The organism is Dysgonomonas sp. 521, from assembly GCF_010501055.1.
GTDB lineage: Bacteria > Bacteroidota > Bacteroidia > Bacteroidales > Dysgonomonadaceae > Dysgonomonas.
The window spans coordinates 1-13619 of the sequence record NZ_QVMO01000090.1 but is presented as its reverse complement, the minus strand read 5'-3'; the positions used below and the strand labels follow the sequence as shown (position 1 = coordinate 13619).

13 protein-coding genes are annotated in these 13619 nt (G+C 40.6%); 8 read left to right on the top strand and 5 right to left on the bottom strand.

Annotated features, from left to right (window positions below; all coding sequences use genetic code 11):
- Positions 1–657 precede the first annotated feature (657 nt).
- The 3 genes from D0T84_RS18735 to D0T84_RS18725 are packed head-to-tail and all read left to right on the top strand — an operon-like array spanning position 658 to position 2315.
- A complete protein-coding gene (locus tag D0T84_RS18735; protein WP_163309384.1) occupies positions 658–1119 on the top strand; it encodes a GNAT family N-acetyltransferase in 462 nt (153 codons plus the stop codon).
- A 16-nt stretch (positions 1120–1135) separates the two neighbouring features.
- Positions 1136–1693: a sugar O-acetyltransferase gene (locus D0T84_RS18730; protein ID WP_163309383.1), complete on the top strand. Its 558-nt coding sequence runs from the start codon at positions 1136–1138 to the stop codon at positions 1691–1693.
- A 34-nt stretch (positions 1694–1727) separates the two neighbouring features.
- Positions 1728–2315 (top strand): phosphoglycerate mutase family protein, encoded by a 588-nt coding sequence (locus D0T84_RS18725; RefSeq protein ID WP_163309382.1) that lies wholly within the window; start codon positions 1728–1730, stop codon positions 2313–2315.
- 289 nt (positions 2316–2604) lie between these two features.
- Here the strand turns inward: D0T84_RS18725 and D0T84_RS18720 are convergent, their stop codons facing one another.
- The 5 genes from D0T84_RS18720 to D0T84_RS18700 form a co-directional block, all read right to left on the bottom strand.
- Positions 2605–3015: a GNAT family N-acetyltransferase gene (locus D0T84_RS18720; RefSeq protein ID WP_163309381.1), complete on the bottom strand. Its 411-nt coding sequence runs from the start codon at positions 3013–3015 to the stop codon at positions 2605–2607.
- Positions 3016–3020: 5 nt separating this feature from the next.
- The gene (locus D0T84_RS18715) at positions 3021–4499 is read right to left on the bottom strand and encodes a DUF3943 domain-containing protein (RefSeq protein ID WP_163309380.1); all 1479 of its coding nucleotides are present in this window, start codon (positions 4497–4499) and stop codon (positions 3021–3023) included.
- A 217-nt stretch (positions 4500–4716) separates the two neighbouring features.
- Positions 4717–5178 (bottom strand): hypothetical protein, encoded by a 462-nt coding sequence (locus tag D0T84_RS18710; protein ID WP_163309379.1) that lies wholly within the window; start codon positions 5176–5178, stop codon positions 4717–4719.
- A 78-nt stretch (positions 5179–5256) separates the two neighbouring features.
- Positions 5257–6669, bottom strand: a complete 1413-nt coding sequence (locus D0T84_RS18705; protein ID WP_163309378.1) for a DHA2 family efflux MFS transporter permease subunit — start codon at positions 6667–6669, stop codon at positions 5257–5259.
- A gap of 389 nt (positions 6670–7058) precedes the next feature.
- Positions 7059–8042, bottom strand: a complete 984-nt coding sequence (locus D0T84_RS18700; protein ID WP_163309377.1) for a cation diffusion facilitator family transporter — start codon at positions 8040–8042, stop codon at positions 7059–7061.
- A gap of 405 nt (positions 8043–8447) precedes the next feature.
- Here D0T84_RS18700 and D0T84_RS18695 point away from each other — a divergent pair, with 405 nt between their 5' ends.
- The 5 genes from D0T84_RS18695 to D0T84_RS22635 form a co-directional block, all read left to right on the top strand.
- Positions 8448–9770 (top strand): deoxyguanosinetriphosphate triphosphohydrolase, encoded by a 1323-nt coding sequence (locus tag D0T84_RS18695; protein ID WP_163309376.1) that lies wholly within the window; start codon positions 8448–8450, stop codon positions 9768–9770.
- 185 nt (positions 9771–9955) lie between these two features.
- Positions 9956–11683, top strand: a complete 1728-nt coding sequence (locus D0T84_RS18690; protein WP_163309375.1) for a S41 family peptidase — start codon at positions 9956–9958, stop codon at positions 11681–11683.
- Between the two features lie 249 nt (positions 11684–11932).
- On the top strand, positions 11933–12538 hold the full coding sequence (locus tag D0T84_RS18685; protein ID WP_163309374.1) for a DUF4290 domain-containing protein: 606 nt from the start codon (positions 11933–11935) through the stop codon (positions 12536–12538).
- A 35-nt stretch (positions 12539–12573) separates the two neighbouring features.
- Positions 12574–13092, top strand: a complete 519-nt coding sequence (rimM, locus tag D0T84_RS18680; protein WP_163309373.1) for a ribosome maturation factor RimM — start codon at positions 12574–12576, stop codon at positions 13090–13092.
- Between the two features lie 264 nt (positions 13093–13356).
- The coding region (locus D0T84_RS22635; RefSeq protein WP_370525460.1) for a hypothetical protein at positions 13357–13619 on the top strand (263 nt) is incomplete at its 3' end.

Here is a 13619-nt window from a genome sequence, read left to right as displayed (position 1 = left end):
CGTTGGTGGGTCGCCGAGGGACAAAGCACTAGCCTTTTGCTTCCTTTTGGGCAATGCCAAAAGGAAGGGCAAGCCCGGGAGGGCGCGGCAGTAGGAAGCTACGGCTAAAGTATTTAGCCTAGGATAGCCTTTATGTAAAAAATAAAAGAACATTTTAAGTAGCGAGAGCAGAACTAAAATTTATTTTATGTTATGCCGAGTCACGACAAACGACTAATGAAATTGAACATTTAACTTATCAACTACTGATTGACATAAATAAGTATATGATAATAATTAATGACGTATTTTGATGAGGCGATGTAGGGGCAGACTTATATGTCTGCCCGAAAAATTGGCGAACACACAGGTTCGCCCCTACATTTCTGAATTGAAGAATCGCTGGAGTCAAATACAACAATAAATATTACTTATTAATGCGAATCAAGGGTTAATTGTGCTATTTTTTGTCCCTTTAGGGACTGAATGTTGGTAGAAAGAAGCTTTAACCGGTTAATTGCGTGCCGTCAGGTACGCAATATCTACAGAACAATTCACATTTTGTACCTGACGGCACAAAAAAACGAATTTCATTCATGTTTCTACCAATATGATGTGCCTAACGGCACATTTAACCCTTGATTCGCATTATTAATCAACAATAAACGAATTTCACAAATGAACGAATTAATTATCAGGATATTAAATAAAGAAGAGGCTGTTCCTTACGATTTGCTTTATTTGGCAGACCCTTCGGCAGAGGCTGTCTCAGACTATTTAAATAGAGGAACGTGCTATGTAGGAGAGTTGGACGGTAAAGTGATTGGCGTATTTGTCTTACTGCCGACCCGTCCGTTCACAATCGAACTGGTAAATCTGGCAATCGCAGAACAATATCATAATATGGGATATGGGAAGAAGATGGTTCAGTATGCAATCGACAGAGCTAGAGATGGCAATTATAAGGTATTGGAACTGGGCACAGGTAACGCGGGCATAGGGCAAATGGCGCTTTACCAGAAGTGCGGGTTTACGATTACCTCTGTGGATTTTGATTTCTTCAGGAAGCATTACGCAGAGCCGATTTATGAGAATGGTATCGAATGCCGGCACATGATTCGTTTAAGTATCGATTTATAAATTTATAACTTCAACTATGACAGAAAAAGAGAAAGCGGCAAAAGGGCTGTTGTATGATGCAAACTACAATGATGAGATTATAGCGGATAGGCAAAGAGCCAAGGAAATATTGTTTGAATATAATCTGCTGCATCCCAATAAATATGAAGAGAAGCGGGAACTGCTAAAACGATTGCTGGGTAAGACCGGAAATGAATTTATCTTTACACCTCCCTTCCATTGCGATTATGGTTATAATATTGAGATAGGAGAAAATTTTTATGCGAATATGAATCTTGTGATTCTTGACGGGGCTAAGGTTACGATTGGTGATAATGCCTTTATCGCACCCAATGTAGGTATCTATACGGCCGGTCATCCATTGGATGAGGAGCAACGCAATCAGGGGCTCGAATATGCTTACCCTGTTACTATAGGGAATAGTGTTTGGATAGGAGCAGGAGTCAATATATTGCCGGGTGTTACTATCGGCAACAATGTAGTGATAGGGGCTGGAAGCGTAGTTACGAAGGATGTACCCGACAACTGTATGGTTGCAGGCAATCCCGCTACGATAAAGAAACGGCTGAAATAGAATATTACAGTCTTCTTCAGTATAGAATGATGTTATGGATAATATATTAAGAATTGCGGAGAGAAATCAAAAACGGGCTTGGGAGATTGTTGATGATATTGATATTATCAGTATCTGGCAGTCTATCGGCGCCGAAATTAATTTAGTAGGCTCTCTCAAAACGGGACTTTTAATGACGCACCGTGATATCGATTTTCATATATACTCCGCCCCTCTAGACATTGGCGACAGCTTTCGGGCCATAACGAAATTGGCGACCAACCCTTCTGTAAAACGCATTGAATATGCTAATCTGATTGATACGGATGAAAAATGTATAGAATGGCATGCCTGGTATCTTGATAAGGAAAACGAGTTGTGGCAGATAGATATGATCCATATACTGAAAGGCTCTTTTTATGATGGCTATTTTGAGCGTGTTGCAGAGCGGATAATAGAGGTTTTAACACCCGAAATGAGACAGACAATTTTACGGTTAAAATATGAGACACCCGATACTGACAAGATAATGGGTATAGAATATTATAAAGCAGTAATCAATGATGGGGTATCCAGCTATAAAGAGTTGACTGAGTGGAAAAAGCGGAATACAGGAGCATACATAATTGATTGGATCCCCTAGTAGCTGTCAGGAATATTGTCATAATAATACGATTTGCGTTGAAAAAGGAGTTCAATTTCATTAGTCGTTTTACATACGCTTCGCTCCAGTGAACGTTGTTTGTCGTGACTCGGCATAACATGAATTTTTAATTCAGTTCTGCCCTCGCTACTTAAAACGTTCAAATTTAATTAACGGAATCTTCCTTTTGGTCAGAAACAATATTCGACAGGGTAAAACGAAGTTAATGATACAAAAGGCCACAGCTGTTATTATCAATTACATACCTGACGAAGGCTCTGCTCAAGAATCAAGGATTGAACTTTTTCTCCATTACAACATAATCATAGCCATCCTTCGAATAACGATTATCGGTTTCTTCATAACCGAATTTCTCATAGAAGCCTGTCGCATTTGTACGCGCGTTGCACCACAGGCGGTCGAATTTCATATCATTGGCATAGTCGATAAGCCATTTCATCAGGGCAGAAGCATATCCCCTCCCCTGCATACCGGTATCGGTAGCTAGTTTGCGGAATTGAACCTCCCTGCCATGCAAAAAAATAGACATAACGGAAACCAGCCTGTCGTCTTCATATACGCCGATATGCAATCCTTTTTCATCTTCGGGCAATTTTACATATTCAATGTCCTTGCCGGGGTACATCACTCGGTGGCGCATCAGTAATACTTCCTGATATGGAGCTTCGGATATAGTCATTTTATTTAGAATTTATAAGTTAACATTAAACGGCCTTCCGCAGTACTGGAAAACACATCATCAAAATATTTATAATTCGTATCGCGGGTATAGCTATATGCGATGCCAGTGAGAAATAGATGTTTTCTCAACTTCACATCCGCCCTGAGGCTTATAGCGTGCAGTATAGCCTGCGATTTATCTCCCTGATAGTCGAATTCATGCACATCGATATTATCCCAGTCTATATCCTGAGGATAGCCTTTCCATGTAAACATACGATAGATTTCATAATTGCCGGACAAGCTTATCCTGTCTTTATAGGTCAGGTTAAAACCAAGCTTTGTGCTAAAGCCGCTCGCCAGATTATAGTTACGCATATCCACTACATAATGGTCGCTGAGCGAGCCGCCGAGCAATACGAGATTCGCGTGCATATATGCGTCAAATCCAACATTTCGCACACGTTTGCTCTGATAGATAAGTCCTGTTCCGAATGATGCCGGAGTACAGAACTTATACGGGATTTTACCCGAAACATCTGATATCGTATCCGAATCGTAATAGTCGAAATGCTGATAAAAGCCCAGACTAAGGAAATCTTTTTGGGTGTCTACGAGGTCTGTGACATATAATCGCCCGATTATGTTCAGCTGGCTAAGCATTGGCTGCGAACTGTGTATATTCAGGTTGCTCTTAAATGTAAAATAGTCGTATGGTTTTTCATTCTCATCGGAAAACCTGTCCCCGTATTCTATATTAACGTCCATCGCAGCCCCTACACCTTTGTCCAGAATCTCTCCTTTCAGTTCAAGGACACGTACTCCGGCAGATACTTCCACACTGACATCGGGTACTCCAAACTGTTTTCCGGTAGTAGAACGCCTGCGCCAGGCATCGCCATTGAGAATGCGTGTAAGCCCTCTGGTAGGGGCGATCAGAAAACCGGCCAGCTCGCGTCCGAAGCGGTGCGTCCCCTCCCTTCTGTCATCCAGCACCAGGTCTGATGTACGGTAAAACACCTCCCCCAGCGACAATCCGCCTATAGGTGTGGCTATAATATCATTAAATGACGGATATTCATTCTCCATAAACAACTCCCACATAGCACTCCCCCCCAGTGCGAAGAGTCCCGACTGCCAGTAATTGTATCCTCTCGAGCGGGCGGAATTATAGTACAAACTACCATGATACGGATGCAAGAACATGTTCGTTCCCATCTGGTCGTTGTCCCAGACAAAGCGATGACTAAGGTTTGTCTTTATAGTGTGCATATTTATATATGCAAATTCTTCCTTCATAACGAAACGGTCGAATCCCCAGATAGCCATATTCAGGCTAAAATTTTGGGCAGCCGCGCCCCATCCGTTTTTTTTAGAATAGTAAGCTATATCGAGCGAATCAGCAGGTTTGGGTGGAGCGACCTGATACCTGATAGCAAACTGGGCCTGTATAGAAAATGATATTAATAGAAATACAATTAATAAGTGAAGCTTTTTTCGCATTGACGAATCCTGATTATTATTTATTCTTTCAAGCAGCAAAGATAATTGTTTAATAGCTAGTCATAAAAAATCCGCCATAAGTTTTTTCAGGGGATATTATTTATGCATAGGATTAAAGAACACATAATTTAAGCAAATCTAACTCCCAACCTACATTATTTATAAAAAAAGCACAAGTAAAAATACCTGTGCTTTCGTGGCATCAGTTATACACTCCTTATTCTAAATCAATTACCGCTAAATCTTTTTCATCACAAAACACATGGCATGCATCTGTATAGACCTTGATGTTTTTCCTGAATAACTCCTTATCATCTTTATACCCGACAAAGATAACAACTCCTACAAGTTTTACCTCATCCCATTTTGTAGGCATCACAAAATCCGGATAATGGCGGGTCAGCCCATCTCCGGTTACCGGATAAATTCCATCTTCCCGACAATTTTTGAAACCCTGGCTATCAAAATCATTAAAGATATTAATATCTTTTAATCCGACTTCGGTTTCGATAAAAGTTTTTACACTGTCCAATGCATAAGGGCTTCCATCTTTATGCTGCACCCCAACGCTGATTGTCCTTAATTCTTCTGTACATGCAACCATATCATCGGATCTATTACTATCTGTACACGAAAGAAGAAGAGAAAATAGAAATAATGCAGGAAATAACTTTTTCATAATACAATAATAAGGGTTACTCTCTATAAATACAGATGAATATGTATAAGAAAAAGCTGCATGTAGTCAATTTTGCTTTTACCCGTTCCTATCCCTCTTTGTTACCCTTACCTCATCTCCGGCAGTAGGTGTCAGTTTGGTAAAGCCATATAGAGAAACAACTCCCAATATGGCAACAAAAATAAATGCCAGACGAAAATCAGCTACACTATAGTGCTCCGTATGACCGTTTATCATATTCGAGAAACGCAAAAAGACCGCTCCCATAGCGATACCCATACCTGTAGACATTTGTTGTACGGTACTATACAGCGTATTAGCCGCATTCATCCGGGGCTGAGGTATTTCGGCAAATGCCAGTGTAGTGATCGCACTAAATTGCATAGAACGGAACATTCCTGAAAGGAACATAACCACTACTATCAATATTACAGGGGTTGTAGGCAGTAGCAACGCTGTAAAAAACGTAAACAGGGCTACAAGGAATCCGTTAGCAACAAGCACAGTACGAAAATTATAGTGGCGCATTACCCATATAGTTGCAGGCTTCATCGCCAGATTTCCGGCCATAGTAGCCAGGAATAAAGAGCCCGATTGAAACGGATTCAAACCGAACCCTTCCTGAAACATCAACGGCACAAGGTAAGGCGCTACACCTATCACCATACGCGAGAGCGAACCTGTGAATATTGTGATTTTATAAGTCGGTATTCTGACTATCGAATAATCTATTAATGGATTGGAGATATGCTTTGAATAACGGATATTAAACAACAATAAGCATATACTAGCCAAAACAACAATTATCGAAACATAATAAGGCACTTCTTTCCGGCTAAGCAACTCTACCCCGTACATAAACCCGGCTAAAGCCAGCCCGCTAAGCACGAAACCCACAGCATCGAACCGTTTTTTGGGTAAACCGTCATTCTTTTCTTCAGGAATAAAATGCCATGCCAGAGCGACACAGATTATACTGATGGGAATATTAAGATAAAAAATCCAGTGCCACGACCAGTACGTGGTCAGGTATCCGCCTACGATAGGCCCCAGTATAGGCGCAACCAGAGCCGGCCATGTAATATATGCCATTACCGTTACCAACTGTTCCTTTGGCGCGGACTTTAATACAGCCAGTCGCCCAACAGGAGTCATCATAGCCCCCGCCATCCCCTGAAATATTCTGAATATAATAAATTGTGTCAATGTTTGCGACGTACCGCACAAAGCCGAAGCCGTAATAAACAGTATAATAGAAGTACAAAACACCTTACGTGTACCATAACGGTCTGCGATCCATCCGCTCACAGGGATAAATATAGCCAATGCAATCAGGTAAGAGGTTACCCCGGCGCTCAGATGTACCACATCCGTACCGAAAGAACGCGCCATAGCCGGTATGGCGGTATTCACTGCCGTAGTATCCAGCCCTTGCATAAAAAAAGCAATAGCGACAATCAGGGCAACTGTATAAGATTTATCTATTTTCATTACAGGAATGCAGTGCAGTTTTTAAAATCGGGTGCAAAGTTAACTTTTTTAGAGCCTGTTTAAATTTTATAGTAAACTTTTTCATAGCTATTTTTAGATGGATTTTTTTATTTTTACTTGCGGATTTAGCGGGCTAAATCAAAAAGAAAAAAGGAAAAAACACGGTAAAAAGAGCATTGAAAAGTTGCTAAGAATTCAAAGAATCGACGAAGTCAATAAACAGTCAGAGCCTATAATAGATATTTTCGCTAAAATTTAAACAGGCTCTTAGTTAACGGGAAATAATGCATTATAAATAAAGCCTGAAGTATAGCATTTTTTATACCTCATCCTGTAATCAACGAAAAAATGATACAAAAAGTTTAATGTTTCGGATGTGTTTCTATCCCTTAACCATCCTCCGCCATGATTAATTTATCCAAAGTAAACGGTACCGTTTTAGAAAATGGTTCTTTCCTGTATTTACAATCTTTGATCTGGCATACCGGGCAATATTTTTCAAGGCAGGAATCGGAATGGATAGATATCAGCGCATCCTGAGGAAATAAGTTGAGAATACATATCCTCAATTCTTCGCACGACTGATGTCCTTCGCTGATGTTGTAGTACCAAGGCAGAGTAAGGTCACAGTCAATAAAATAATCGCTACCATATTTCAGTACTTTAAGATTGTGTATATCGATCCAGTCTGTCTTCCGGTTTTCACTTATCGAAACGGCTATTTTTTCCAAGGTTTCCACGTCTGCCGTATCAATCAGGTTATTGATGGTCTTGCGTAAAATACCGATGCCTGTAAAAGCGATTATCCCTCCAAAAACAATAGCCAGTGCGCTGTCGATCCAAGCCAATCCGGTAAAATAAAGAATAACCAGTCCGGCTACCAGTCCGATCGTAGAATATGTATCAGACTGGAGATGCTTTCCTCCTGCCACAAGTGCGATTGAGTCATACTTACGTCCCTGCCGTATGCTATACCACCCTAAAATATAGTTCACCAATCCGGCTACCGCGATAACGATGATACCGACATCCAGTTTCTCAATCACAGAAGGAGCGAATAAGCGTTGAATCCCCTCGTATACAATAAGCCCACCTGCCATAAATATAAGAATACCTTCTATCGAGGCTGATATCAGCTCGATCTTACCATGCCCGAACGGATGGTCTTCATCTTTTGGCTTGGCAGCTTTGCGAATGGCGTACAGGCTTATCAGTCCGGCCGCAACATTTACGATGCTTTCCATCGCATCCGTCAGTATACCAACCGAATTAGTGAGAAAATAGGCTGTAAACTTACCAGTCATCAGGATGATGCCACAAGCCACAACCAGTGTTTGCACACGTTGCTTTATTTTATCGGGAGTTGCATTCATTTATGAAACAGATTCAAGTAAGAGAAACCTGAGGTACTCTTCAATAAGACTTCAAATATAAAACCTTTTTAAAGAAATCGGATAAGATGTACTTAAGACTTTCTTAAAAACTCTTTATCTATTCTCTATTTTAAACGAATAACTTTAAGAGCCAGTTTCAATTTTAGCGAAAATTTTTATTACAGGTTCATGTCAATAGTTCTTAGCAATTTTTTTATGCTCTTTTTAGCGTATTTTTGGCTCCGCCGATTTTCAATTCCCTTTTTACTCTTGGTTTAGCCCGCTAAACCGGCTAGCAAAAAGGATAAAATCCATCTAAAAATAGCTATAAAAAAGATTTGCTATAAAATTTAAACAGACTCTAAAAAACTTTATCTTTGCCCGGTATTCAAAACAGGATAAACAATGAATTGGCAGCAACTCCTCTCGGCAAGACGTTTTGGCATGGAAGAATATCATGATGAAAAACATCACGACCGCACTGATTTTCAACGCGATTATGACAGGCTTATTTTTTCTGCGCCATTCCGCCGACTGCAAAACAAGACACAGGTATTTCCGCTTCCCGGCAGTATATTTGTCCACAACAGGCTCACCCATAGCATCGAAGTATCATGCGTGGGGCGCTCGTTAGGAATGATAGTAGGCAAAGAGCTAAGGAAAAGGTATCCCGATTCCCCTGCCGACTTTGAGGAAATCAGCGCCATCATAGCTGCCGGATGCCTCGCCCACGACCTGGGCAACCCACCCTTCGGGCACTCGGGCGAGACAGCTATTTCCAGCTATTTTTCGGAAGGGAAAGGCAAATATTTAGAAGAAAAAATCAAAGAAGAAGGTGGTCGCTGGGAAGACTTCACCAATTTTGAAGGAAACGCCAACTCCATACGCCTGCTGATACACCAGTTCAACGGACGCCGTCGCGGCGGGTTTGTCTTAACATATTCGATGTTGGCATCCATAGTCAAATATCCTTATTCTTCGGTAACGTCGGATGGTAAATTCGGGTTCTTCAAGGCGGAAGAAAAAGACTTCAAACAGATAGCAGACACACTAGGTATGCATTGCATAGAAGAATCGCCACTCAAATATGCAAGGCACCCACTGGTCTATCTGGTAGAGGCCGCCGATGATATTTGCTACAAAATAATGGACTTGGAGGATGCCCATAAACTGGGGCTGCTTACAACGGAACAGACCAAGGAGCTTTTCCTCAATTTCTTCCCGGAAGAAAGGCAAAGGAAAATGCAGAAAACATTGCAGCGAGTAAGCGATATCAATGAACAGATCGCATACCTGCGTTCGAGTGTTATCGGGCTGTTGGTTGATGAATGCTCGAAAGTATTCCTCGAAAACGAACAGGAAATACTGGATGGTAAATTCGGGAAGTCACTGATAAAATATATTTCCGGCACAGCCAATGAGGCTTACCGGATAGCTACAGATATCAGTTACAAGAAAATATATAAGACAAAGGACGTTGTAGACATAGAGTTGGCCGGACACCGCATAATAGGGTTTCTCATCGATACGTTTATCACTGCCATAGAAGACAGGGACGCGAAGTATTCGAAACTCATACTAAGCCGCATACCCGAACAATATGAGACTGACGCGCCTACGCTATACGAACGGATACTGGCAGTGCTCGACTTCGTATCGGGAATGACAGATGTATACGCGCTCGACTTGTACCGGAAGATTACGGGAATGAGCCTGCCGACAGTGTGACAGTAAGCAGACAACAGGTAACAGGTAACAACTAGCAGTTAGTACGCTAATCTTCCTTTTTACGTTTTTTGTTAAAATTAAGACATATATAACCATTCTATTTTCCATTTATTTATAAAAAAGTATTTCCTTTGTGTGAAAATAGAAACATAGTTGAATATAAATAACATACATAATAAGGCTCAATGAGAAACAGGTTTATTCTACTCTTAGCTATCCCTTTAGTATGGGGTACTTCTTTGATTCAGGCACAAAACAATCCGGATAAAAATAAAGAACAACAACGTTACTTCGATATAAACAAAAACATAGAGATATTCAATTCCGTAGTACGCGAAATGGATATGTTTTATGTAGACAGTGTGGATATAAATAAAACCATACGCACAGGCATAGACGATATGCTGAACACCCTCGACCCGTATACCGAGTATTACAACGATGAGGACATGAAGGAATTCAGCACCCAGATCACAGGAGAATACGCCGGAGTGGGGGCAATAGTAGCCTTCAAAGACGGAAGGGTAACCATTATAGAGCCATACGGAGACAAGCCTGCTGCCAAAGCCGGACTGAAAGCCGGAGACATTATCTTATCCATAGACGGGAAGGATATGACAAGATGCGACTCGGTTCCCGGCGAATTGTATGGGCGTACGTTGAGCAGCTATGTAAGCAGTAACCTTAAAGGACAGCCCGGAACGACAATAGAAGTAAAAGTGGAGCGCCCGGGAGAAAAGAAACCTGTAACTGTAAAAGTAGCACGCGAGAAGGTAGTAATAGACCCTATCACATACTTCGGAATGGTTAGCCCTACTGTGGGCTATATCAATTTCAGCACATTTACCGATAAAAGCGCGACAGACGTAAAAAATGCTTTCCTGTACCTGAAAAAACAAGGCGCGGAGTCACTGGTCTTTGATGTACGCCAGAATGGCGGGGGTATCCTGGAAGAAGCCGTACAGATCGTAAATATGTTTGTGCCAAAAGGAAAAATAGTGCTGTCTACAAAAGGAAAACTCAAACAGACCGACAGGACATACCGCACCACACTGGATCCCATAGATACGGAAATACCGATTGTAGTGCTTACCAACAGGGGCTCAGCCTCTGCCGCGGAAATCGTAGCGGGCTCATTGCAGGATATGGACAGGGCTGTGCTTGTAGGTGAACGCACCTTTGGTAAAGGGCTGGTGCAGGTAACACGCGAGATGCCTTATGGCGGCGGGATGAAAGTGACATCATCTAAATACTATATACCTAGCGGCAGATGCGTGCAGGCGATAGACTATTCACACAGGAACCCTGACGGCAGTGTAGGGCGTATCCCCGACAGCCTGACCACAGTATTCTACACAGAGGCAGGACGCGCAGTAAGAGATGGTGGAGGTGTAACACCCGACATTATTATGGAAGAGGAAAAAACGCCTACCATTACATATTACCTCGACAACCAATATATCGTCTTCGACTGGGTTACCGACTGGGCTTCAAAACATAAATCGATAGACACACCCGATAGTTTCTCTATTTCGGATGAAGATTATGAAGACTTTAAGAGGTTTGTAAAATCGAAAGACTTCCAGTATGACCGTATGAGCGAAAAATCGATGGCTTCGCTAAAAGAGATTATGGAATTTGAAGGTTATATGAAATATGCGGGAGATGAATTTAAAGCTCTGGAAGCAAAACTTGTACCAAACTTGGACAGAGATCTCGAAACGTTCAGGAATGATATTATGAAGCAGATCAATTCGGCTATTGTAAAACGCTATTATTACCAAAAAGGAGAGAAACTTTATCTGTTGCAGCATGATCCGGATTTGGCCAAAGCCATAGAGGTATTGGGTGATCAAAATCTGTATAGGGAAACACTATCAACTCCGAAGCAAGAGACTGTAGCCCTCAATTAATATAAAATATTCTCAGCCTTATGTAGAACCGGGCGTATGCAATACGCCCCTACGGCTCTCCGGCAGAGGCTGAAAATTGATACAGTTGTCCCGATTATTTACTTAAAACAACAATAATCTGCAACTAAAATATTATCTTTGCAGTCTTGTTAGCCGGATGATTATCACATAGACTGGCAAAAAACTACAGAAAATTTCCGGCTAGCTCTCATCTGTGAATAAAATCGTAATTTGAACATAAAATAAAATATGGAGTATAATACCCAATTAAAAAAACTGGCTCTTCCTGAGTATGGAAGAAACATCCAAAATATGGTCGATTATTGCATGGCGATACCTGACCGTAACGAGCGTAAACGTTGTGCAGACTCGATCATAAATATTATGGGAAATATGTTCCCCCACCTTCGTGATGTGAATGATTTCAAGCATATCCTATGGGATCATCTGGCTATCATGTCCGATTTTAAACTGGATATAGACTACCCTTACGAAGTGGTGAGAAAAGAAGACCTGAACACAAAACCGGGGAAAATAGAGTACAGCCGCCCCGACATGGAATACCGTCATTATGGTAAGACACTGGAGAAAATGGTTAAAATAGCAACAGAGATTGAAAATCCAAAAGAGAGAGAGCAATTCATATTACTTGTTGCCACACACATGAAAAAATCATATATACAGTGGAATAAGGATGTTGACGACCTGAAGATATTTATTGACCTGTACGACTTATCAGGACATAAAATAGACATTCGCAACTCGGATATAAGACTTCCCGAAATGAAAGACTTAGGTCAACGCAACAATAATAACAACAACGGGAAGAAGAACAACCAACAGAAAAAGAAATAAACAACAGGTCGGCGACCTACAACATACTAACGGCTATGATAAAAGATAGCGAAGTATTTAAGATAGGTAAACTTATCAAGCCTCACGGAGTCAAGGGCGAGATAAGTTTTGCTTTTGAGAACGATGTATTCGACCGTGTCGATTGCCCTTATCTTATATGCCGTATAGATGGTATATTTGTACCTTTCTTTATGGAAGAATATCGTTTCAAAGGTAGTGAAACAGCCCTGATTACCTTCGAAGACATAGACAATGAGGAGAAAGCGCAACGGATGTCAGGACTGGAAGTCTACTTTCCGCGTAAATATTATGAAGAAGACATTGACGAGGATATCGAATATTCATGGAACTTTTTTATCGGTTTCTCGGTTGTCGACAAAGTTTACGGAAAACTGGGCACAATAGAAGCTGTAGACGACAAAACACTGAATACATTGTTCCTCATAAAGAACGGGGATGACGAGCTAATCATACCTGCCACAGAAGATTTTATCGAAAAAATAGATGCCAAAAAGAAAGTATTATATTTAATCCTCCCCGAAGGACTAATTTAAGAAACTGTCTTAAGCTTATGCAGGGGACGTATGTAATACGTCCTACATGCTTTTCGACTAGGAATTTAATAATTTGACGCAAAAATCTACCCTAAAGCTAACTTAATCGTTCACATCAAACCGGGAAATTTATCTTATCATATAAAACAATAGTTCGTTATAAATAGATATAATTGATTGATTTTCAACAAAATAAGCATTAAATAACTTGGATAGTTCGCTGATTATCAATATCTTAGTAGATTGACCAAAATCTATAAAGTAATGACAACCAACGAATATCCAAATGCTAATGCATTTATACTTAATACTTTAAGTTCAGATATTTTTTCAAATATCAAGCAGACAAGAAAAAATTTTATATTCCACCTGCTAATGTTTTATTTAGGCATTAAAGGTAAAATAAATTTCTTGCAACTTGCTCGTTTTTCTCGGTACTGTGAACAATATTTTAGAATAAATTTCGAGAATATATTCAATTTTCAGGATTTTAATTTTACGCTTATTTCCATGCAGAAGATAAAAGA